Here is an 18,565-nt window from a genome sequence, read left to right on the forward strand (position 1 = left end):
GTAGTTGGGGGATTCCCCCTGTGAGAGTAGGACGCTGCCAGGCAATCCAAAAGAACAGCAGACGCTGTTCTTTTTTATTTTATTCATGAATTTATACTTGTCGAAATGTCAAACTCTGCGCAAGACTGTCGAATGCCCACGAAAAATATCTTCTATTATTAAGTAGTTCTTTTAGGTTTACTTTCTCTGAATGAGTGGAATATAGAAATATATTTTTACAGCGATTAAATTTCTTTAAAATAGTCAAAAATGAACATCAAGTACATACATTAAAATTGCAAATCCTTTAAGTCTTCCTGTATAATTAACGTCAAATATAGTCAAAGTCAGAAATGGAGGAGGTTTGATGCGTAATATATCTGATATTATTGAGGACTATTTAAAGAGAGTTCTTGAAATGAGTGGAAGTGAAATTGTAGAAATCAAGAGAAATGAAGTAGCTGAAAAATTTCAATGTGTTCCCTCGCAGATTAATTACGTGATCAATACACGCTTTACCATTGAGAAAGGATACATGGTAGAGAGCAAGAGAGGGGGCGGAGGTTATATCCGCATTATAAAAGTACAAGTGCATGATCAGCATGATTTAATTGAACAATTAGTTTCATTGGTGGGGAACCAAATTTCACAGTCAGCAGCAGAGAATTTAATCTATCGTCTAGTAGAAGAAAAAGTAATTTCAGAACGTGAAGCAAAAATTATGATCAGTGTAATGGATCGTTCTGTTTTATATATTGATCTTCCAGAAAGAGATGAGCTCCGAGCGAGAATGATTACTTCTATGCTAATGGCCTTGAAATATAAATAACTTATAAGGGGGGTGGTTCTCTTTGATTTGTCAAAGTTGTAAAGAGAGACCTGCTTCACTTCATTTCACTAAAACAGTAAATGGTGAAAAGACGCAACTACATTTATGTGAAAAGTGTGCGCAAGAAAAGGGAGAGCAATACATGTTTAGCCAGCATTCGGACTTTTCTATCGGTGACTTGCTTGGCGGTCTGTTTAATCTTAATTCATCTTTTTCGTCGCAGCCTGCCCAATATCCACAACAGAAGGTTTTAAAATGCGATAATTGTCAAACTACCTTTCAACAGTTTGTTAATAGAGGAAAGTTTGGTTGCTCGCACTGTTACGAAGCCTTTCAAGACCAACTAAACCCTATACTAAAAAGGTTGCAAAATGGAAATAACTTACACGCAGGTAAAATACCAACTAGAATTGGTGGCACCCTTCATTTGAAAAAGGAAATAGCCGGATTAAGAGAAAGGTTACAGCAGGCGATTGCGCAAGAGGAGTTTGAAGCGGCAGCTGATATTCGCGACCAAATCCGTTCTCTCGAAAAAAAAATCCTTTCTGAAGGAGGAGAGTCGTGATGTCTCTAGAAAAGTTTATTAATCAGGCTGTCAGCTCCTGGATGAGCAATGAAGGTCCTCAGGCAGATATTGTTTTAAGTTCAAGGGTTCGTCTTGCTAGAAATTTAGACAATTATCATTTTCCTCCATTCTTAAAAGCAGACGAAGCAGAGGAGATGACCGCCAAGATCAGTGAAGGCATACAAGAGAAATATCCGCTTGAATTGTTAAAAATGGAGGAATTGTCTCCGTTACAAAAGCGAGTGCTTGTAGAGAAACACTTGATTAGCCCATACTTAGCTGATACCTCTACCTATGGGGCCGTCCTTCTTTCGGATGCAGAGGACATTAGTATTATGATCAACGAAGAAGATCACATTCGGATCCAGTGTCTTTCTCCAGGCTTGCAGTTAAAAGAAACTCTGAAAAAAGCAAACGATCTTGATGATGCCATTGAGGCAAACGTAGAATATGCTTTTGATGAAAAAAGAGGATATTTAACGAGCTGTCCAACAAACGTGGGTACAGGGTTACGAGCGTCAGTGATGATTCATTTGCCGGGATTAACCCTGACCCAACAGCTTAACCGGATTGTTCCGGCAATCAGCCAGCTGGGATTTGTAGTTAGAGGTATATATGGAGAAGGCAGTGAAGCTTTAGGAAACATCTTTCAAATATCGAACCAGTTGACTCTGGGAAAATCCGAGGCGGATATAGTAGAAGATTTGATAAGTATCGTCCATCAGATTATCGAACATGAGAAGTCAGCAAGAGAAGCTTTAGCCAACGCATCTTCTATCCGTTTAGAGGATAAAGTATTCCGCTCTTATGGTGTATTAACAAACAGCCGGATTATTGAAACAAAAGAAGCAGCCCAGTGTTTATCAGATGTAAGACTAGGAATTGATATCGGTTATATTAGCAATGTTTCCAGAAGCATTTTAAATGAATTGATGATTTTAACACAACCGGGCTTTCTGCAGCAATATGCCGGTGGACCGCTCCACCCCGAAGAAAGGGATATCCGGCGTGCAGCATTAATTAGAGAGCGGCTACAGTTAGAAGAAAATTGTTGAGGTAAAGGAGATGGATGGATATGATGTTTGGTCGTTTTACAGAAAGAGCACAAAAAGTATTAGCGCTTGCGCAAGAAGAAGCAATTCGTCTAGGGCACAGCAATATTGGAACAGAACATATTTTATTAGGTCTAGTGCGTGAAGGAGAAGGCATCGCAGCAAAAGCACTTTATGGCCTTGGACTCAGCGCAGAGAAAATTCAAGAGGAAGTCGAAAATTTAATCGGAAGAGGAGAAGGCAGCGCTCAAACAGTCCATTACACTCCTCGCGCAAAAAAGGTAACGGAATTATCAATGGACGAAGCGAGAAAGCTCGGACATTCTTACGTTGGAACAGAACATATCTTACTTGGATTAATCCGAGAAGGAGAAGGAGTAGCAGCCCGCGTTCTTAGCAACTTAGGAGTTAGCTTAAATAAAGCGCGGCAGCAAGTACTTCAGCTGCTTGGTAACAACGAGACCAATGGTCACCAGGGCGGTTCAACATCGAATGCCAATACACCTACACTGGATGGCTTGGCTCGGGATCTAACAGTGATTGCAAGAGAAGGAAGCTTAGACCCTGTTATTGGTCGCAGCAAGGAAATCCAGCGGGTGATCGAAGTTCTAAGCAGAAGAACAAAAAATAATCCGGTTCTTATCGGTGAGCCAGGTGTAGGTAAAACAGCTATTGCTGAAGGGCTTGCCCAACAAATTGTTAATAATGAAGTGCCGGAAACACTCCGGAATAAACGTGTAATGACTCTTGATATGGGTACAGTCGTAGCAGGAACAAAGTATCGGGGTGAATTTGAAGACCGCTTAAAGAAAGTGATGGATGAAATTCGTCAAGCCGGCAATATTATCTTATTCATTGATGAGCTTCATACCTTAATTGGAGCGGGTGGAGCAGAGGGAGCCATTGATGCTTCGAATATTTTAAAACCTTCCCTTGCTCGCGGTGAGTTACAGTGCATTGGCGCAACAACGTTAGATGAATACAGAAAATATATTGAAAAGGATGCAGCCCTTGAGCGGCGCTTCCAGCCAATCCAAGTTGATGAACCGACATTGGAAGAATCTATTCAGATTTTAAAAGGATTAAGAGACCGCTATGAAGCGCATCACCGTGTATCTATTACAGATGATGCCATTGATGCAGCAGTCAAAATGTCTGATCGCTATATTTCAGACCGTTTCCTTCCGGATAAAGCGATTGATTTAATTGATGAGGCTGGTTCGAAAGTTCGTTTGCGTTCATTCACGACTCCTCCTAATTTGAAAGAATTAGAAGTAAAGTTGGAAGGAATACGCAAGGAAAAAGACGCAGCTGTTCAAAGTCAGGAGTTTGAGAAGGCCGCTTCTCTGCGTGACGCTGAACAAAAGCTGCGGGAAGAGCTAGAAAAAACAAAGAATAATTGGAAAGAAAAGCAAGGTAAAGAAAACAGTGAAGTAACAGTTGAGGATATTGCAAAAGTAGTATCTAGCTGGACAGGAATCCCAGTTTCCAAGCTAGCTCAAACAGAAACGGAACGATTGCTTAACCTAGAGGAAATCTTGCACTCCCGTTTAATTGGTCAAGAAGAAGCAGTGAAAGCTGTTTCTAAGGCTGTCCGCCGGGCCAGAGCTGGTCTAAAAGATCCGAAACGGCCAATTGGTTCCTTTATCTTCCTTGGTCCTACAGGTGTAGGTAAAACAGAGCTTGCTAAAGCGCTGGCAGAATCTATGTTTGGTGATGAAGATGCCATGATCCGCATCGATATGTCTGAATACATGGAGAAACATTCAACCTCTCGACTTGTTGGATCACCTCCAGGCTATGTCGGCTACGATGAAGGCGGTCAGCTCACAGAAAAAGTACGACGCAAGCCATACTCTGTTATCTTGCTTGATGAAATTGAAAAAGCTCACCCGGATGTATTCAATATTTTATTGCAAGTGTTAGAAGACGGACGGTTAACAGACTCTAAAGGTCGTACCGTTGACTTCCGTAACACAGTGCTGATTATGACATCAAATGTGGGAGCGGACTCTTTGCGCCGAAACAAATATGTCGGCTTTAACATTCAAGATGGTGAACAAGATTTCAAAGACATGAAGGGCAAAGTAATGGAAGAGTTAAAGCGGGCGTTCCGTCCAGAATTTATTAACCGTATTGATGAAATTATCGTTTTCCATGCTTTAGAGAAAAAGCATTTAAAAGAAATTGTTACATTAATGGCTGACCAGTTGACGCAACGTTTGAAAGAACAAGGGATTATTGTCGATTTATCTGACCGTGCGAAGGAAAAAATTGCCGATGAAGGCTATGATCCAGAGTATGGAGCCCGTCCTTTACGTCGAGCATTACAAAAGCAAGTGGAAGATCGTTTATCGGAAGAATTGCTTAAAGGCAAGGTTTTAGCAGGTCAGCAAGTTATTGTAGATGTAGAAGATGGTAACTTCATTGTAACAACGAAAGAACCATCGGCTGCAAAATAAAGAGGCTGTCCTATAAATGCCCGGCTCCTCCTTCACAAGTTGCAATTTATATGCAACGCTGGAGGCGCCTGGCTTTTTGTTGTTTTAGAAAAAGGATCATTTAAAGAGGTGGAATAAGCATGGCCAAGAAGAAAACAAAGTTTATTTGTCAGTCCTGCGGTTATGAATCGGCAAAGTGGATGGGGCGTTGTCCGGGGTGTGGAGAATGGAATCAAATGGTGGAGGAAGTCGCTATTACAGGGACACCTAAAAGGACCTTTATGCATTCGGAGCAAACGGTTACCTCTAAGCCAACAAAGCTTTCAAATGTGGAAACGATTCAGGAACCACGAGTAAAAACAAGGTTAAAAGAGTTCAATCGGGTGTTAGGCGGAGGTGTTGTACCTGGTTCACTCGTCTTAATTGGAGGAGATCCGGGAATAGGGAAGTCAACTTTGCTGTTGCAGGTTTCCGCTCAATTAGCAGCAAACAAAAGCAGGGTATTATACATTTCCGGCGAAGAATCTGTTAAGCAGACTAAATTAAGAGCAGAAAGATTAGCTGTGAAGGAAGAGGAGCTCTTTATTTATTCGGAGACAAATTTACAGTTGATCCATACGGCGATTGAGCAACTTTCTCCTTCATTTGTTATTATTGATTCAATTCAAACTGTTTATCATCCGGAGGTAACTTCAGCACCGGGAAGTGTTTCACAGGTGAGAGAGTGTACAGCTGAGCTAATGAGAATAGCGAAGGTTAACGGTATTGCCATTTTTATTGTAGGGCATGTTACGAAGGAAGGATCTATAGCCGGGCCCAGATTATTGGAGCATATGGTGGATACTGTGTTATATTTTGAAGGAGAGCGTCACCACACGTACCGAATTTTAAGAGCGGTTAAAAACCGCTTCGGTTCCACGAATGAAATGGGAATCTTTGAGATGAAGGAGGAAGGATTAGAAGAAGTAGAAAATCCTTCGGAAATTTTCCTTGAGGAACGCTCCCAAGGTTCTTCGGGATCAACGGTGGTTGCCTCAATGGAAGGCACAAGACCAGTTCTTGTTGAAATTCAGGCACTTGTTTCACCGACTGTTTTTGGAAATCCGCGGCGAATGGCTACGGGTATGGATCACAATCGCGTAACGCTCTTAATGGCTGTGCTTGAAAAGCGAGTAGGTCTTCTATTGCAAAATCAGGATGCTTATTTGAAGGTAGCCGGAGGTGTGAAGCTAGACGAACCGGCTATTGACCTTGCGATTGCTGTCAGCATTGCTTCTAGTTTTCGAGATCAGCCAACTAATTCAACGGATTGCATCATTGGTGAAGTGGGGTTAACAGGAGAAGTGCGGCGGGTTTCACGAATAGAACAAAGAGTTTTCGAAGCTGCTAAGCTTGGCTTTACAAGGATCATTCTTCCTGCAAATAATCTTGGAGGCTGGAAAGTTCCTGAAGGGATAGAAACTGTTGGTGTTTCTACGGTTAATGAAGCATTACAACTTGTATTTGGTAAATAATTTGCAGATTAGCCTGCATAGGCTGTTTGCAGGCTTTTGGGCATTTTTTTCAAAAAAACGATTGCGTATGGAAAAAAGTGTTTATAATGATAACAGGGAGGTGAAGTCAGGATGTTGAAGCGTCTCGTGCAGGCGGGGTTTATTATTTTAGGGGGAACACTTGGCATTATTCTTATTCCGGACTTATTAAGACTTATTCATTTAGATCATTTAACTTTAGTTAATAATCCGTACGTCGCAGTAATTATAGGAGCCGTTATTTTTTATATGTTAACGTTTTGGGCTGTAGACTACATTATTGATTTTGTTAAATGGATGGAGGACCGAATTGTTACAGCACCATTGACTGACATTCTTTCAGGCAGCTTAGGGTTGATTTTGGGACTGATCGTTGCTTTTTTAGCAGGAAACACATTAAATTCCATAGAGATACCAATCGTTAATACAGTAGCACCGATTTTTCTGACGATCTTATTAGGGTATCTTGGCTTCCAGGTTGGCTTTAAGAAGCGTGATGAAATCACAAGTTTGTTCACGATCAATAGAAGTAGCAGGAAGAAGGAAGCAGAAGCAGCTGAAAATCCATCGTTGGAACAGAGGGCGTGCAAAATTTTAGACACAAGCGTTATTATCGATGGCAGGATCGCTGATATTTGCCAGACTGGTTTTTTAGAAGGATGCCTGATCATTCCGCAGTTTGTGCTGGAAGAGCTACAGCATATTGCCGATTCTTCTGATACGCTTAAACGAACAAAGGGCCGTAGAGGTCTTGATATATTAAATCGCATTCAAAAAGAGATTCCAGTAGAGGTAGAAATAATTGAGCGGGATTTTGAAGATGTCCAGGAAGTAGATAGCAAGCTCGTCAAGTTGGCAAAGGAAATGAATGGGATCGTGGTGACGAATGACTTTAACTTAAATAAAGTATGTGAACTGCAAAAGGTACAAGTTTTAAATATTAACGATTTGGCAAATGCAGTGAAGCCGTTGGTCATTCCGGGAGAAGAAATGAAAGTTCTTGTTATTAAGGACGGAAAAGAACAGCGTCAAGGCATTGCTTATCTGGATGATGGAACGATGATTGTAGTAGAAGAAGGCCGTGATTACATCGGCAAGCAAATCGACGTAATTGTAACGAGTGTACTGCAAACATCAGCAGGTCGGATGATCTTTGCCAAGCCGAAGCTAATAGAAAAAGCGCTTTAAAGGAGCAGGGGAAAATGAATTATCAAGTAATTATTCCAGCTGCCGGCCGGGGAACGAGAATGAAAGCAGACAAAAATAAGCTGCTGCTCTTGCTGAACGGGCGTCCGGTTATCATTCATACGCTGGAGGTTTTTGAGCAAGATCCGAATTGCAGTGGTATTATTCTCGTTGTCCAGCCTGAGGAAACAACCATGTTCTCCAATTTGATTCATGAATATGATGTCTCTAAAGTGAAGAAGCTGGTTCCTGGTGGTAATGAGCGGCAGCAAAGTGTATTTAATGGCTTGAAAGAAGCGGATCAGACCGGAATTATTCTTGTTCATGATGGAGCAAGACCTTTCATTACAAGGCCGATCATCAGCCAGCTTGTTGAGAAAGCAACAGAAGAAGGAGCGGCCATTGTCGCTGTTCCTGTAAAAGATACCATTAAGCGTGTAGAAGGAGGAGTAGTTGCCGAGACAGTTGAACGTTCTAGCTTGTGGTCTGTACAGACACCACAAGCTTTTCGTGTGCCGTTGATTATGCAGGCTCATAGACAGGCTCAAGAGGATCGATATATGGGCACAGATGAAGCCTCTCTTGCTGAACGGGCGAACATAAGGGTTCAAATTGTTGAAGGGGACTATGATAATATAAAATTAACTACACCCGAAGATCTTGTATTCGCGAAAGCTATTATTCAAAAAAGAAAATCACTATAGAGGTTGAAGGAGAAAAGTTATGTTTCGAATTGGGCAAGGCTTTGATGTGCATGAATTTGCAGAAAATCGTCCATTAATTGTTGGGGGTGTAACCATTCCGCATGAGAAGGGATTAATTGGCCATTCAGATGCTGATGTATTGCTGCATACTGTAACGGACGCTCTTCTTGGAGCAATAGGTGAGGGAGATATTGGCCGGCATTTTCCAGATACAGATCCGGCGTTCAAAGATGCAGACTCAGCTGTTTTGCTTCAGCATGTGTGGCAGCTTGTGAAAGAGAAGGGATTTGTTCTAGGCAACGCAGACTGTACTATTATGGCTCAGAGACCTAAGATGGCGCCATATATTGGACAAATGCGAGAAAGAATCGCAGAGCTGTTGGAAACGGACGCATCACAAGTGAATGTAAAAGCGACAACAACAGAAAAATTAGGATTTGTAGGTAGAGAAGAAGGAATAGCAGCGCAGGCGGTTGTTTTGTTAATAGCAAAAGAAAAGGAATCCTCTTCCTTCTAATAAAAGCTGGTGGTAAAATAAAAAAAGTTACTAGGAACGATTTGAGGAGGAACATAAAATGGCAAACGATATTCGTGTGCGCTATGCGCCAAGCCCGACAGGCCATCTACATATTGGTAATGCGCGCACAGCGCTTTTTAATTATTTATTTGCCCGGAATAAGGGTGGGAAATTTATTATTAGAATCGAGGATACCGATCAAAAGAGAAATATTGAGGGCGGCGAAGAAAGTCAGCTGACGTATTTGAAATGGCTCGGTATTGATTGGGATGAAAGTGTCGACAAGGAAGGAGAATTTGGTCCTTATCGCCAGTCTGAACGAAATGATATCTATAAGAAATACTATGACCAATTATTAGAAGAAGGACATGCCTATAAATGTTATTGTACGGAAGAAGAGCTTGAAGCTGAACGGGAGGCGCAACAAGCCGAGGGAAAAGATATGGCGGGCTACTCCGGCAAATGCCGTCACCTGACTCCTGAAGAAAGAGCTGAAAAAGAAGCGGAAGGACGAAAGCCAAGTATCCGTATTAAAGTTCCTGCAGGAGAAATGCTCACATTCAATGACATGGTGAAAGGGGAAGTGTCTTTTGAATCGGATGGCATTAGCGATTATGTCATCGTGAAAAAAGATGGAACACCGACATACAACTTTGCGGTAGCAATAGATGACCATCTGATGGAAATGACACATGTGCTGCGCGGAGATGACCATATCTCCAATACACCGAAACAGTTGCTCGTTTACAATGCGCTTGGCTGGGAGCCGCCAACTTTTGGCCATATGACACTGATTGTGAATGAAAGCCGCAAAAAGCTGAGCAAGCGTGACGAATCCATTATTCAATTTATTGAACAGTACAAAGAGCTTGGCTACTTGCCAGAAGCACTATTTAACTTTATCGCTTTACTGGGTTGGTCTCCGGCCGGTGAAGAGGAGATTTTCTCTAAAGAGGAATTCATCGAACTATTTGATGCTAACCGTTTGTCCAAGTCTCCCGCTTTATTTGATCAGCAAAAGCTGGCATGGATGAATAATCAGTACATGAAGAAAGTGGATTTAGATCGGGTAGTGGAGCTTGCAGTGCCCCATCTTGTCAAAGCAGGCCGCATTGCTGCTGAGCGCTCTCCTGAGCAAGAGCAGTGGGTGCGTGAGCTGATTGGCCTTTATCAAGAAAAGATGAGCTTTGGAGCAGAAATTGTGGACATGTCAGAGCTGTTCTTTAAAGAGGATATTAGCTATGAGGAGGAAGCAAAAACAGTTCTTGAAGAAGAACAAGTTCCTGAAGTTCTTGCTTCTTTCCTAAACAAGGTTGAAGCAATGGAAGAGTTTAAGGCCGATGAAATTAAAAAAGCCATGAAGGACGTCCAAAAGGAAACTGGACATAAAGGGAAAAAGTTATTTATGCCGATCCGTGCCGCTGTGACCGGCCAAACACATGGACCTGATTTGCCTAAAGCGATTGAATTGCTCGGCAAGGAAAAAGTTGTCGAGCGTCTTGGCAAGATCCATAGTTAACATTTCGGCAAAAATGTAATATATTAAATGTACTATTTATTCATAATTAGCGTTGATGAGGAGAAGTAAATAATTGAAGCTTTACAGAGAGAACCGTCACCGGCTGCGAACGGTTTAAGCCGCTCAATTATTGAAATGCCCCTCTGAGTCTGTTGTTGAAAGGAATCCGAGTAAGCAGCAGCGGGAACACCCGTTATCAGTTTAGAGTTGGATTAACAGACAGGACTGTCTGTTTTTCAAACAGAGTGGAACCGCGTCAACACAACGTCTCTGTCTATACAGAGGCGTTTTTATTTTGTTTTTAAAAAAGGAGGATAGCAATGAGCATGTTTAAATTACTTAAAGAGGATATCGATACAATTTTTGAGCAGGATCCTGCTGCCCGCAGTTATTTGGAGGTTATTTTAACCTATTCCGGATTGCATGCTATTTGGGGTCATCGGTTGGCGCACGGTTTTTATAAGAGAAAATTCTTTTTCCTTGCTCGTCTAATTTCTCAAATTAGCCGTTTTTTCACCGGTATAGAAATCCACCCGGGTGCCCAGATTGGACGCCGCCTTTTCATTGATCACGGGATGGGTGTTGTTATTGGGGAAACTTGTGAGATAGGTGATAATGTAACACTATATCAAGGAGTGACACTTGGAGGTACCGGTAAAGAAAAAGGAAAGCGGCACCCGACGGTTAAAGACAATGCATTGATCGCATCAGGGGCTAAAGTGCTTGGCTCCATTACAATTGGGGAAAACTCCAAAATTGGGGCCGGGTCGGTTGTTCTAAAAGATGTGCCTCCCAACTCAACCGTTGTTGGTATTCCGGGGAAAATAGTGATACGTGACGGGAAAAAAGTACAAAAAGACCTTAATCATCAGGACTTACCAGACCCAATTGCTGATCGCCTTTTCTCCATGGAGAAGGAAATTGTCAGGCTGCGTGAAGAGCTTCAAGAAGTAAAGAAGGGAGAACCACTAAATGACCATTCACGTTTATAATACATTAACGAGGCAAAAAGAGGAGTTTGTCCCCCTAGAAAAGGGAAAAATAAAAATGTATGTATGCGGACCGACCGTATATAATTATATTCACATAGGCAACGCCCGGCCAGCTATTGTATTCGATACAGTCCGCCGTTACTTTCAGTATAGCGGCTACGATGTGACCTATGTTTCTAACTTTACAGATGTGGATGACAAGCTGATTAAAGCAGCTAACGAATTAGGAGAAGAAGTTCCGGCGATCGCTGAGCGCTTTATCAATGCTTATTTTGAGGATACAGGGGCGCTCGGCTGCCAAAAAGCGGATGTGCATCCCCGTGTAACTGAAAACATTGACATCATCGTTGAATTTATTGAAACCCTCATTGAGAAAGGCTATGCTTATGCTTCTGAGGGAGATGTTTATTATCGTACACGAAAGTTTGCAGAATATGGAAAGCTCTCCCATCAATCCATAGACGAATTAAAGGTTGGTGCAAGAATTGGCGTAGGGGAAAAGAAAGAAGATGAGCTTGATTTTGCCTTATGGAAAGCAGCAAAGGAAGGCGAGATTTACTGGGAGAGCCCGTGGGGGAAAGGACGTCCGGGATGGCACATTGAGTGCTCAGCGATGGCAAGAAAGTATCTGGGCGATACAATTGATATACATGCCGGCGGACAGGATTTAACTTTTCCGCATCATGAAAATGAAATTGCCCAGTCCGAAGCATTGACAGAAAAAACGTTTGCCCGCTACTGGCTGCATAATGGTTATATTAACATTGACAATGAAAAAATGTCGAAATCGCTCGGCAACTTCGTCCTTGTACACGACATTATTCAACATATTGACCCACAAGTTCTTCGCTTCTTTATGTTGTCTGTTCATTACAGACATCCGATCAATTATAATGAAGAATTGCTGGAGAATGCAAAAACAGCGTTGGATCGCCTAAGAACTGCTTATGAAAACTTAAAGCACCGCAAGCAATCGAGTACGAATTTGACAGAAGATGATACACAGTGGCTGGATAAAATAAAAGAACTGCATCAGGCGTTTACTAAGGAAATGGATGATGACTTCAATACAGCCAATGCCATCTCCGTCTTATTTGAACTTTCCAAGCAGGCTAATTATTATTTAATGGAAAAAAACACATCCGAAAAAGTAATTGACGCCTTTTTAAAAGAGTTCGAAGATTTATTTTTCGTGCTCGGGCTAAAGCTTGAAGTAGAGGAAGCACTGTTAGAGGAAGAGATTGAGGAATTAATCGAACAGCGGATTCAAGCAAGGAAAGACCGCAATTTCCAGCTTGCCGATGAAATTCGTGATAAGCTGAAGGAAATGAACATCATTTTAGAGGACACACCGCAGGGCACACGCTGGAAAAGAGGGTAAAAATGCTGGATTTTGAACCATTAAAAGAGGCCACACAGATGAATAGTCTTGCCCTTGCTTACATGGGCGATGCCATTTATGAAGTGTATGTGCGCCGTCATTTATTGGAACTTGGAAAAGTGAAGCCGAATCAGCTTCATCGGGAGGCTACCCGCTATGTTTCGGCAAAAGCTCAGGCGGATTTTCTATATCAGATGATCGACAGCGGTTTTTTGTCAGAAAAAGAGCTTGCTGTGGTTAAAAGAGGGAGAAATGCAAAGTCGGGAACAACCCCAAAAAATACCGATGTTCAAACTTACCGGCATAGCACAGCTTTTGAAGCACTGATTGGGATGCTGTTCTTAACAGGAAATGAACAGCGGCTTGCAGAAATGATCGATTTTTGTCTGCAGCCAAAAATAAGTGAGAAAGGAGGAGACTCATGATGTCCAAAGAGTTTATCGCAGGCAGGAATCCTGTGCTTGAAGCGCTAAGATCAGATCGGGAAATCAATAAAATCTGGATAGCGGAGGGAGCACAAAAGGGGCCTGTGCAGCAGATTATCAAAAAAGCAAAAGAAAAAAATGTACTCGTTCAATTTGTCCCTAAACAAAAAATTGATCAGATGAGCGAGGAGAATCACCAGGGCATCGTTGCTTCTGTTGCTGCCTATGACTATGCAGAGCTAGACGATTTGTTTGCCAACGCGGAAAAGAGCGGGGAAGAACCTTTTTTCCTCATTCTGGATGAAATTGAAGATCCTCATAACTTAGGATCCATTATGCGAACAGCAGATGCTGTGGGAGTGCATGGCATTATTATTCCCAAGCGCCGGGCGGTAGGATTAACAGCTGCAGTCGCAAAAGCCTCTACTGGAGCAATTGAATATATTCCTGTTGTAAGAGTGACTAACTTGTCACGGACGATTGATGAACTGAAAGAACGTGGTGTGTGGATTGCCGGCACAGATGCAAAGGGGGCCGATGACTACAGGCAGTTTGACGGAAACATGCCACTTGGGCTTGTCATTGGCAGTGAAGGAAAAGGAATTGGGCGCTTAATTAGAGAAAAGTGTGATTTTCTTATCCAACTGCCTATGGCCGGACGTGTCACTTCTCTAAACGCTTCTGTAGCAGCCGGCGTATTGATGTACGAAGTGTATAGAAGGCGGCATCCTTTAGGGGAGTAGCGATGAACATCCTCATAGTTGACGGCTACAATATTATTGGTGCTTGGCCGGAACTTCAAAAGCTAAAAAAACATGATCTTGCTTCTGCCCGTGACCGTCTTATTCAGTTGATGGCTGAATATCAAGGATTCACGGGCAGCCGGGTCATCGTTGTTTTTGATGCCCATTATGTTAAAGGAACAGAAAAAAAATACCGGGATTCAAAAGTAGAGGTAATTTTCACACGGGAAAATGAATCAGCAGACGAGCGCATTGAAAAGCTTGCAATAGAACTAAATAATATTAAAAATCAAATTTTTGTAGCAACCTCCGATTTTACGGAACAGTGGGTAGTTTTTGGGCAAGGAGCTTTGCGAGTATCTGCTAGAGAGCTGCTTACAGAGCTGAAAGTAACCAATAAAAAAATTGGGAGAAGCGTCCAAAAATTCCACGAAAAAAAGGTCCATTCAAAAATTCCTCTTACAGACGAAGTGGCAGAAATTTTTGAAAAGTGGCGCCGTGGCGAGAAATGAAGCATTGACGTTCGAAAAAAACGTACTGTATAATGTTGCTATCTATGGCTTTGCAGGCGGAGGGGATGTGTGTGAGTTTGAACCGTTCAAGCAATACAGCATTGGAAACGCTTCAAGATGAGCAACTCATAGAACTTGTTCACAGTGGAAATAGTGATGCTCTGGATTATTTGATTCACAAATACAAAAATTTTGTCCGGGCGAAAGCACGTTCCTACTTTTTAATTGGGGCCGATAGGGAAGACATTGTCCAAGAGGGGATGATTGGGCTTTACAAAGCTATCCGCGATTACAGAGAAGATAAGCTAACCACGTTTAAAGCTTTTGCTGAACTTTGTATCACAAGACAAATTATCACTGCCATCAAAACAGCCACAAGACAAAAGCATATTCCGTTAAATTCCTATATTTCACTTGATAAACCAATTTACGATGAGGAATCTGATCGTACGTTGATGGATGTCATCACAGGCGCAAAAATTATGAATCCAGAAGAATTAATTATTAACCGCGAGCAATTTAATAGTATTGAAGATAAAATGAATGAATTGTTAAGCGACTTGGAACGAAAAGTGCTAGCCTTATATTTGGACGGGCAGTCGTACCAGGAGATTTCAGAAGAACTTAACCGTCACGTGAAATCGATTGATAATGCTCTGCAGCGGGTTAAGAGAAAGCTTGAGCGCTATCTGGAATTTAGAGAAATCACGTTGTAGGCAATAACTTGACTAGTTCCGCTGATAATGTTATTTTTTACAATTGAGATAGATAAGGTGGATTCACAATGACAAAAAAGAGAATATTAGCTTGTTCCGAATGCGGTTCAAGAAACTATTCCACTCAGAGCAAAGCCAATAGTGAAGAACGCCTAGAAATAAAAAAGTTTTGCCGCACATGTAACAGTCACACGATCCATAAGCAGACTAAGTAAAATGAGAAGCGGCTACTTAAAGACATATAAATGGCCGTTGTGCCGGTTATCTATGCTATAGAGGCTGATGTTGGAAATTCGGCCGCTCGCAGCTGGGTAGAGTAAAAGTGGACAGGCTGGTGTCTGCAGCCAGCCAATAATTGATCATCTTTGAGAAAAGTTGATTTCACCTTTGGAGGGTTCGAAATGTCGAGCATAACACAATTTTTCCGCAACGTCGGTTCGGAAATTAGAAAAGTCAGCTGGCCGAAGAAAAAAGAGCTGACGGGATATACAATCACGGTTATTACAACTGTGTTTTTCTTGGCCATCTTTTTTGCGGTGGTTGATTTAGGTATCTCATCGCTTGTACGATGGGTTTTGTCTCTATAATTTTCAACTTTGCCGCCTCGTTTTGAATATACTGTTTTTTGATATGGTATAATGAAACATCATAGAGAAGAAAAAAAGCCCGCTTCAACGGGTTTTTTCATTTGCTTTTCAAAAGTAAAGGAGGGAAGGACGCTTAGTCCCTTTCTATGGAGAAGAATTGGTACGTTGTACACACATATTCAGGATATGAGAATAAAGTAAAAGCTAACCTGGAAAAACGCGTAGAGTCCATGGGTATGCAAGATAAAATCTTCCGTGTAATCGTTCCGGAAGAAGAAGAAACTGATATTAAAAATGGTAAAAAGAAAGTAACAAAACGCAAAGTCTTTCCAGGCTATGTACTAGTAGAGATTGTCATGACAGATGATTCTTGGTACGTGGTTCGCAACACACCAGGTGTTACTGGGTTCGTAGGTTCTTCGGGTCATGGTTCAAAGCCAACACCGCTTTTACCAGACGAAGTAAAAAATATTTTGAAACAAATGGGAATGGATGAAAAACGCAAGGACGTTGATTTTGAAGTGAACGAAACAGTAGTCGTAAACGAGGGCCCATTTGCTAACTTTGAGGGAACAGTAGAAGAAATCGACTTCGACAAGGCAAAATTAAAAGTGCTCGTAAATATGTTTGGCCGCGAAACTCCGGTTGAACTTGATTTTAACCAGGTAGATAAATTATAATGGAAAACATCTTGAAATATTAAGGAAACAATGATAATATTTTTAAGTCAGTATGTCTTAAAGACAGACTAATTTTAATTAACCATCTTTAATATATTTAAAGGTGTTATTGAGTGGGAGGGGAAATCCCCAAATACCACATCACGGACTTAAGGAGGTGTGTCTCGTGGCTAAAAAAGTTATTAAAGTTGTTAAGTTGCAAATCCCTGCAGGCAAAGCAAATCCTGCGCCGCCGGTTGGTCCTGCACTTGGTCAAGCTGGTGTAAACATCATGGGATTCTGTAAGGAGTTTAACGCGCGTACAGCGGATCAAGCTGGTTTGATCATTCCAGTTGAAATTTCGGTTTTTGAAGACCGTTCATTTACATTCATCACAAAAACTCCGCCGGCTGCTGTACTTCTTAAGAAAGCAGCAGGTATTGAGTCTGGTTCCGGTGAACCAAACCGCAATAAAGTAGCGACAGTAAAGCGTGATAAAGTTCGCGAAATCGCTGAAACAAAAATGCCTGACCTTAACGCAGCTAATGTTGAATCAGCTATGCGCATGGTTGAAGGTACTGCCCGCAGCATGGGTATTGTGATTGAAGACTAATTGTTTGTAGAAGTTGTTCAAGGGTTGCGTTGTGAATGTATTCCGTAATTACTTCACACGCAACCTTTATTCGTGGGAGGTTATTCCGCTAAAACCACATAAGGAGGAAGTTTTAAATGGCTAAAAAAGGTAAAAAGTTTCAAGAAGCAGCAAAGCTTGTTGATCGTACAACAGCTTATGCTCTTGACGAAGCAGTTGAATTAGTAAAGAAAACAAACTTTACAAAGTTTGATGCAACAGTAGAGGCAGCTTTCCGTCTTGGAGTAGATCCGAAGAAAGCTGACCAACAAATCCGCGGAGCAGTTGTGCTTCCAAACGGAACTGGTAAAACACAAAAAGTTTTAGTGTTTGCTAAAGGTGAAAAAGCAAAAGAAGCTGAAGCAGCTGGAGCAGATTATGTAGGAGATGCAGACTACATCAACAAGATCCAACAAGGTTGGTTTGAATTTGATGTAATCGTAGCTACTCCTGACATGATGGGTGAGGTTGGTAAGCTTGGCCGTGTGCTTGGTCCTAAAGGTCTTATGCCAAACCCTAAAACTGGAACAGTTACTTTCGATGTAACGAAAGCTGTTCAAGAAATCAAGGCAGGTAAAGTAGAATACCGTGTTGATAAAGCTGGAAACATTCATGTTCCGATTGGTAAAGTTTCTTTTGACAATCAAAAGTTAATTGAAAACTTCAACACAATCTTTGAAACAATGTTAAAAGCAAAACCATCAGCAGCAAAAGGCACATACATGAAGAATGTTACAATCACTTCAACAATGGGTCCTGGCGTTAAGGTAGATCCTTCTTCTGTAGCTGTTGCAAAATAAGTTGACAACAGATTTTGAATTTGATATAATTCATTTTGTTGCAAAATAATTGAACATTTATACCGTAGACAGCAGGTGCTGAAAAGCTTAATTTCCCGCCGAGGTAATACGAATATATAGAGTGTGGCCTTGCGCTGTACTTTTCGTAACCTCCATGTCTGCTGATGTGGAGGTTTTTTACTTTCATCTAAGGTATGAATGGACAAGCAAAATAGCAAATTGTTTATTTTGCTATAGAAATCTACAGGAGGTGTAAAAGATGAGCAGTGTAATCGAGCAAAAGAAACAGTTGGTAAACGATATTGCTGACAAATTTAAAAGCAGTGCATCTACAGTAATTGTAGACTACCGTGGTTTGACAGTGAGCCAAGTAACTGAGCTTCGTAAACAGCTTCGTGAAGCTGGCGTTGAATTTAAAGTATACAAAAATACTTTAACTCGTCGTGCAGCTGAAACTGCTGAAATTTCTGGTTTGGATGAATTCTTAACTGGGCCGAATGCGATTGCGTTCAGTACAGAAGATGTAATTGCACCAGCAAAAATTCTTAATAGCTTTGCTAAAGAGAATGAGGCGCTAGAAATTAAAGCAGGTGTTTTAGAAGGAAATGTTGTAACAGTAGAAGAAGTGAAAGCTCTTGCTGAACTTCCATCCCGCGAAGGACTTCTTTCTATGCTACTCAGCGTGTTGCAAGCACCTATGCGCAACTTCGCTCTTGCAGCAAAAGCTGTTGCCGATCAAAAAGAAGAACAAGGCGCGTAAGCTGATTTTTTCAGAAGCAGCCTAAACGAATAAAAA

At 41.5% G+C, this 18,565-nt stretch carries 21 protein-coding genes and 2 other annotated features; all 21 genes read left to right on the top strand.

Annotated features, from left to right (window positions below):
* The first annotated feature begins 346 nt into the window (after window positions 1–346).
* The 21 genes from ACH0BF_RS20930 (at window position 347) to rplJ (ending at window position 18,529) form a co-directional block, all read left to right on the top strand.
* Window positions 347–808, top strand: a complete 462-nt coding sequence (locus ACH0BF_RS20930; RefSeq protein WP_120035834.1) for a CtsR family transcriptional regulator — start codon at window positions 347–349, stop codon at window positions 806–808.
* Between the two features lie 22 nt (window positions 809–830).
* On the top strand, window positions 831–1,373 hold the full coding sequence (gene mcsA / locus ACH0BF_RS20935; RefSeq protein WP_483879966.1) for a protein-arginine kinase activator protein McsA: 543 nt from the start codon (window positions 831–833) through the stop codon (window positions 1,371–1,373).
* The gene (gene mcsB / locus ACH0BF_RS20940; protein WP_120035836.1) at window positions 1,373–2,428 is read left to right on the top strand and encodes a protein-arginine kinase McsB; all 1,056 of its coding nucleotides are present in this window, start codon (window positions 1,373–1,375) and stop codon (window positions 2,426–2,428) included. Before mcsA ends, mcsB begins: the two co-directional genes overlap by 1 nt.
* 20 nt (window positions 2,429–2,448) lie before the next feature.
* Window positions 2,449–4,887: an ATP-dependent protease ATP-binding subunit ClpC gene (gene clpC, locus ACH0BF_RS20945; RefSeq protein ID WP_120035837.1), complete on the top strand. Its 2,439-nt coding sequence runs from the start codon at window positions 2,449–2,451 to the stop codon at window positions 4,885–4,887.
* 119 nt (window positions 4,888–5,006) lie between these two features.
* A complete protein-coding gene (gene radA, locus ACH0BF_RS20950) occupies window positions 5,007–6,380 on the top strand; it encodes a DNA repair protein RadA (protein ID WP_120035838.1) in 1,374 nt (457 codons plus the stop codon).
* A 111-nt stretch (window positions 6,381–6,491) separates the two neighbouring features.
* Window positions 6,492–7,586 (top strand): PIN/TRAM domain-containing protein, encoded by a 1,095-nt coding sequence (locus ACH0BF_RS20955; protein WP_120035839.1) that lies wholly within the window; start codon window positions 6,492–6,494, stop codon window positions 7,584–7,586.
* 14 nt (window positions 7,587–7,600) lie between these two features.
* The gene (gene ispD, locus ACH0BF_RS20960) at window positions 7,601–8,287 is read left to right on the top strand and encodes a 2-C-methyl-D-erythritol 4-phosphate cytidylyltransferase (RefSeq protein WP_340851606.1); all 687 of its coding nucleotides are present in this window, start codon (window positions 7,601–7,603) and stop codon (window positions 8,285–8,287) included.
* Window positions 8,288–8,306: 19 nt separating this feature from the next.
* A complete protein-coding gene (gene ispF / locus ACH0BF_RS20965; RefSeq protein WP_340851605.1) occupies window positions 8,307–8,804 on the top strand; it encodes a 2-C-methyl-D-erythritol 2,4-cyclodiphosphate synthase in 498 nt (165 codons plus the stop codon).
* A gap of 58 nt (window positions 8,805–8,862) precedes the next feature.
* On the top strand, window positions 8,863–10,323 hold the full coding sequence (gene gltX, locus ACH0BF_RS20970) for a glutamate--tRNA ligase (RefSeq protein ID WP_120035842.1): 1,461 nt from the start codon (window positions 8,863–8,865) through the stop codon (window positions 10,321–10,323).
* Between the two features lie 43 nt (window positions 10,324–10,366).
* Window positions 10,367–10,598 (top strand) — a binding site (T-box leader).
* A 51-nt stretch (window positions 10,599–10,649) separates the two neighbouring features.
* Window positions 10,650–11,315 carry a serine O-acetyltransferase EpsC gene (gene epsC / locus ACH0BF_RS20975; protein ID WP_120038040.1) on the top strand — a complete coding sequence of 222 codons (666 nt, stop codon included), beginning with the start codon at window positions 10,650–10,652 and terminating at the stop codon, window positions 11,313–11,315.
* A complete protein-coding gene (cysS, locus tag ACH0BF_RS20980; RefSeq protein WP_340851604.1) occupies window positions 11,296–12,696 on the top strand; it encodes a cysteine--tRNA ligase in 1,401 nt (466 codons plus the stop codon). Before epsC ends, cysS begins: the two co-directional genes overlap by 20 nt.
* Before the next feature lie 2 nt (window positions 12,697–12,698).
* Entirely contained in the window at window positions 12,699–13,121 is a 423-nt protein-coding gene (locus ACH0BF_RS20985; protein ID WP_120035844.1) for a Mini-ribonuclease 3, read from the top strand.
* The gene (gene rlmB / locus ACH0BF_RS20990; protein WP_120038042.1) at window positions 13,121–13,864 is read left to right on the top strand and encodes a 23S rRNA (guanosine(2251)-2'-O)-methyltransferase RlmB; all 744 of its coding nucleotides are present in this window, start codon (window positions 13,121–13,123) and stop codon (window positions 13,862–13,864) included. The genes ACH0BF_RS20985 and rlmB overlap by 1 nt, the downstream gene beginning before the upstream one ends.
* A 2-nt stretch (window positions 13,865–13,866) precedes the next feature.
* On the top strand, window positions 13,867–14,376 hold the full coding sequence (locus ACH0BF_RS20995) for an NYN domain-containing protein (RefSeq protein ID WP_120035845.1): 510 nt from the start codon (window positions 13,867–13,869) through the stop codon (window positions 14,374–14,376).
* 65 nt (window positions 14,377–14,441) lie between these two features.
* The gene (gene sigH, locus ACH0BF_RS21000; protein ID WP_406910229.1) at window positions 14,442–15,092 is read left to right on the top strand and encodes an RNA polymerase sporulation sigma factor SigH; all 651 of its coding nucleotides are present in this window, start codon (window positions 14,442–14,444) and stop codon (window positions 15,090–15,092) included.
* Between the two features lie 68 nt (window positions 15,093–15,160).
* A complete protein-coding gene (rpmG, locus tag ACH0BF_RS21005) occupies window positions 15,161–15,307 on the top strand; it encodes a 50S ribosomal protein L33 (protein WP_120035847.1) in 147 nt (48 codons plus the stop codon).
* Window positions 15,308–15,493: 186 nt separating this feature from the next.
* Window positions 15,494–15,679, top strand: a complete 186-nt coding sequence (secE, locus tag ACH0BF_RS21010) for a preprotein translocase subunit SecE (RefSeq protein ID WP_120035848.1) — start codon at window positions 15,494–15,496, stop codon at window positions 15,677–15,679.
* 146 nt (window positions 15,680–15,825) lie between these two features.
* Window positions 15,826–16,359 carry a transcription termination/antitermination protein NusG gene (gene nusG, locus ACH0BF_RS21015; protein WP_120035849.1) on the top strand — a complete coding sequence of 178 codons (534 nt, stop codon included), beginning with the start codon at window positions 15,826–15,828 and terminating at the stop codon, window positions 16,357–16,359.
* A gap of 166 nt (window positions 16,360–16,525) precedes the next feature.
* Window positions 16,526–16,951 carry a 50S ribosomal protein L11 gene (gene rplK, locus ACH0BF_RS21020; protein ID WP_018395143.1) on the top strand — a complete coding sequence of 142 codons (426 nt, stop codon included), beginning with the start codon at window positions 16,526–16,528 and terminating at the stop codon, window positions 16,949–16,951.
* A 116-nt stretch (window positions 16,952–17,067) separates the two neighbouring features.
* Window positions 17,068–17,769, top strand: coding sequence for a 50S ribosomal protein L1 (gene rplA / locus ACH0BF_RS21025; RefSeq protein WP_120035851.1), 702 nt, complete (start codon window positions 17,068–17,070; stop codon window positions 17,767–17,769).
* A 44-nt stretch (window positions 17,770–17,813) separates the two neighbouring features.
* Window positions 17,814–17,957, top strand: a sequence feature (ribosomal protein L10 leader region).
* A gap of 71 nt (window positions 17,958–18,028) precedes the next feature.
* Window positions 18,029–18,529, top strand: coding sequence for a 50S ribosomal protein L10 (gene rplJ / locus ACH0BF_RS21030; protein ID WP_340851600.1), 501 nt, complete (start codon window positions 18,029–18,031; stop codon window positions 18,527–18,529).
* Window positions 18,530–18,565 lie beyond the last annotated feature (36 nt).

Source organism: Pseudobacillus sp. 179-B 2D1 NHS, from assembly GCF_045370945.1.
Lineage (GTDB): Bacteria > Bacillota > Bacilli > Bacillales > Domibacillaceae > Pseudobacillus.

Bases quoted from the DNA above. Each gene is read 5' to 3' on its own strand.
- ACH0BF_RS20930 (WP_120035834.1), top strand. From the start codon at position 347: ATGCGTAATATATCTGATATTATTGAGGACTATTTAAAGAGAGTTCTT.
- mcsB (WP_120035836.1), top strand. From the start codon at position 1,373: ATGTCTCTAGAAAAGTTTATTAATCAGGCTGTCAGCTCCTGGATGAGC.
- clpC (WP_120035837.1), top strand. From the start codon at position 2,449: ATGATGTTTGGTCGTTTTACAGAAAGAGCACAAAAAGTATTAGCGCTT.
- radA (WP_120035838.1), top strand. From the start codon at position 5,007: ATGGCCAAGAAGAAAACAAAGTTTATTTGTCAGTCCTGCGGTTATGAA.
- ACH0BF_RS20955 (WP_120035839.1), top strand. From the start codon at position 6,492: ATGTTGAAGCGTCTCGTGCAGGCGGGGTTTATTATTTTAGGGGGAACA.
- ispD (WP_340851606.1), top strand. From the start codon at position 7,601: ATGAATTATCAAGTAATTATTCCAGCTGCCGGCCGGGGAACGAGAATG.
- ispF (WP_340851605.1), top strand. From the start codon at position 8,307: ATGTTTCGAATTGGGCAAGGCTTTGATGTGCATGAATTTGCAGAAAAT.
- gltX (WP_120035842.1), top strand. From the start codon at position 8,863: ATGGCAAACGATATTCGTGTGCGCTATGCGCCAAGCCCGACAGGCCAT.
- epsC (WP_120038040.1), top strand. From the start codon at position 10,650: ATGTTTAAATTACTTAAAGAGGATATCGATACAATTTTTGAGCAGGAT.
- cysS (WP_340851604.1), top strand. From the start codon at position 11,296: ATGACCATTCACGTTTATAATACATTAACGAGGCAAAAAGAGGAGTTT.
- ACH0BF_RS20985 (WP_120035844.1), top strand. From the start codon at position 12,699: ATGCTGGATTTTGAACCATTAAAAGAGGCCACACAGATGAATAGTCTT.
- rlmB (WP_120038042.1), top strand. From the start codon at position 13,121: ATGTCCAAAGAGTTTATCGCAGGCAGGAATCCTGTGCTTGAAGCGCTA.
- ACH0BF_RS20995 (WP_120035845.1), top strand. From the start codon at position 13,867: ATGAACATCCTCATAGTTGACGGCTACAATATTATTGGTGCTTGGCCG.
- sigH (WP_406910229.1), top strand. From the start codon at position 14,442: ATGTGTGTGAGTTTGAACCGTTCAAGCAATACAGCATTGGAAACGCTT.
- rpmG (WP_120035847.1), top strand. From the start codon at position 15,161: ATGACAAAAAAGAGAATATTAGCTTGTTCCGAATGCGGTTCAAGAAAC.
- secE (WP_120035848.1), top strand. From the start codon at position 15,494: ATGTCGAGCATAACACAATTTTTCCGCAACGTCGGTTCGGAAATTAGA.
- nusG (WP_120035849.1), top strand. From the start codon at position 15,826: ATGGAGAAGAATTGGTACGTTGTACACACATATTCAGGATATGAGAAT.
- rplA (WP_120035851.1), top strand. From the start codon at position 17,068: ATGGCTAAAAAAGGTAAAAAGTTTCAAGAAGCAGCAAAGCTTGTTGAT.
- rplJ (WP_340851600.1), top strand. From the start codon at position 18,029: ATGAGCAGTGTAATCGAGCAAAAGAAACAGTTGGTAAACGATATTGCT.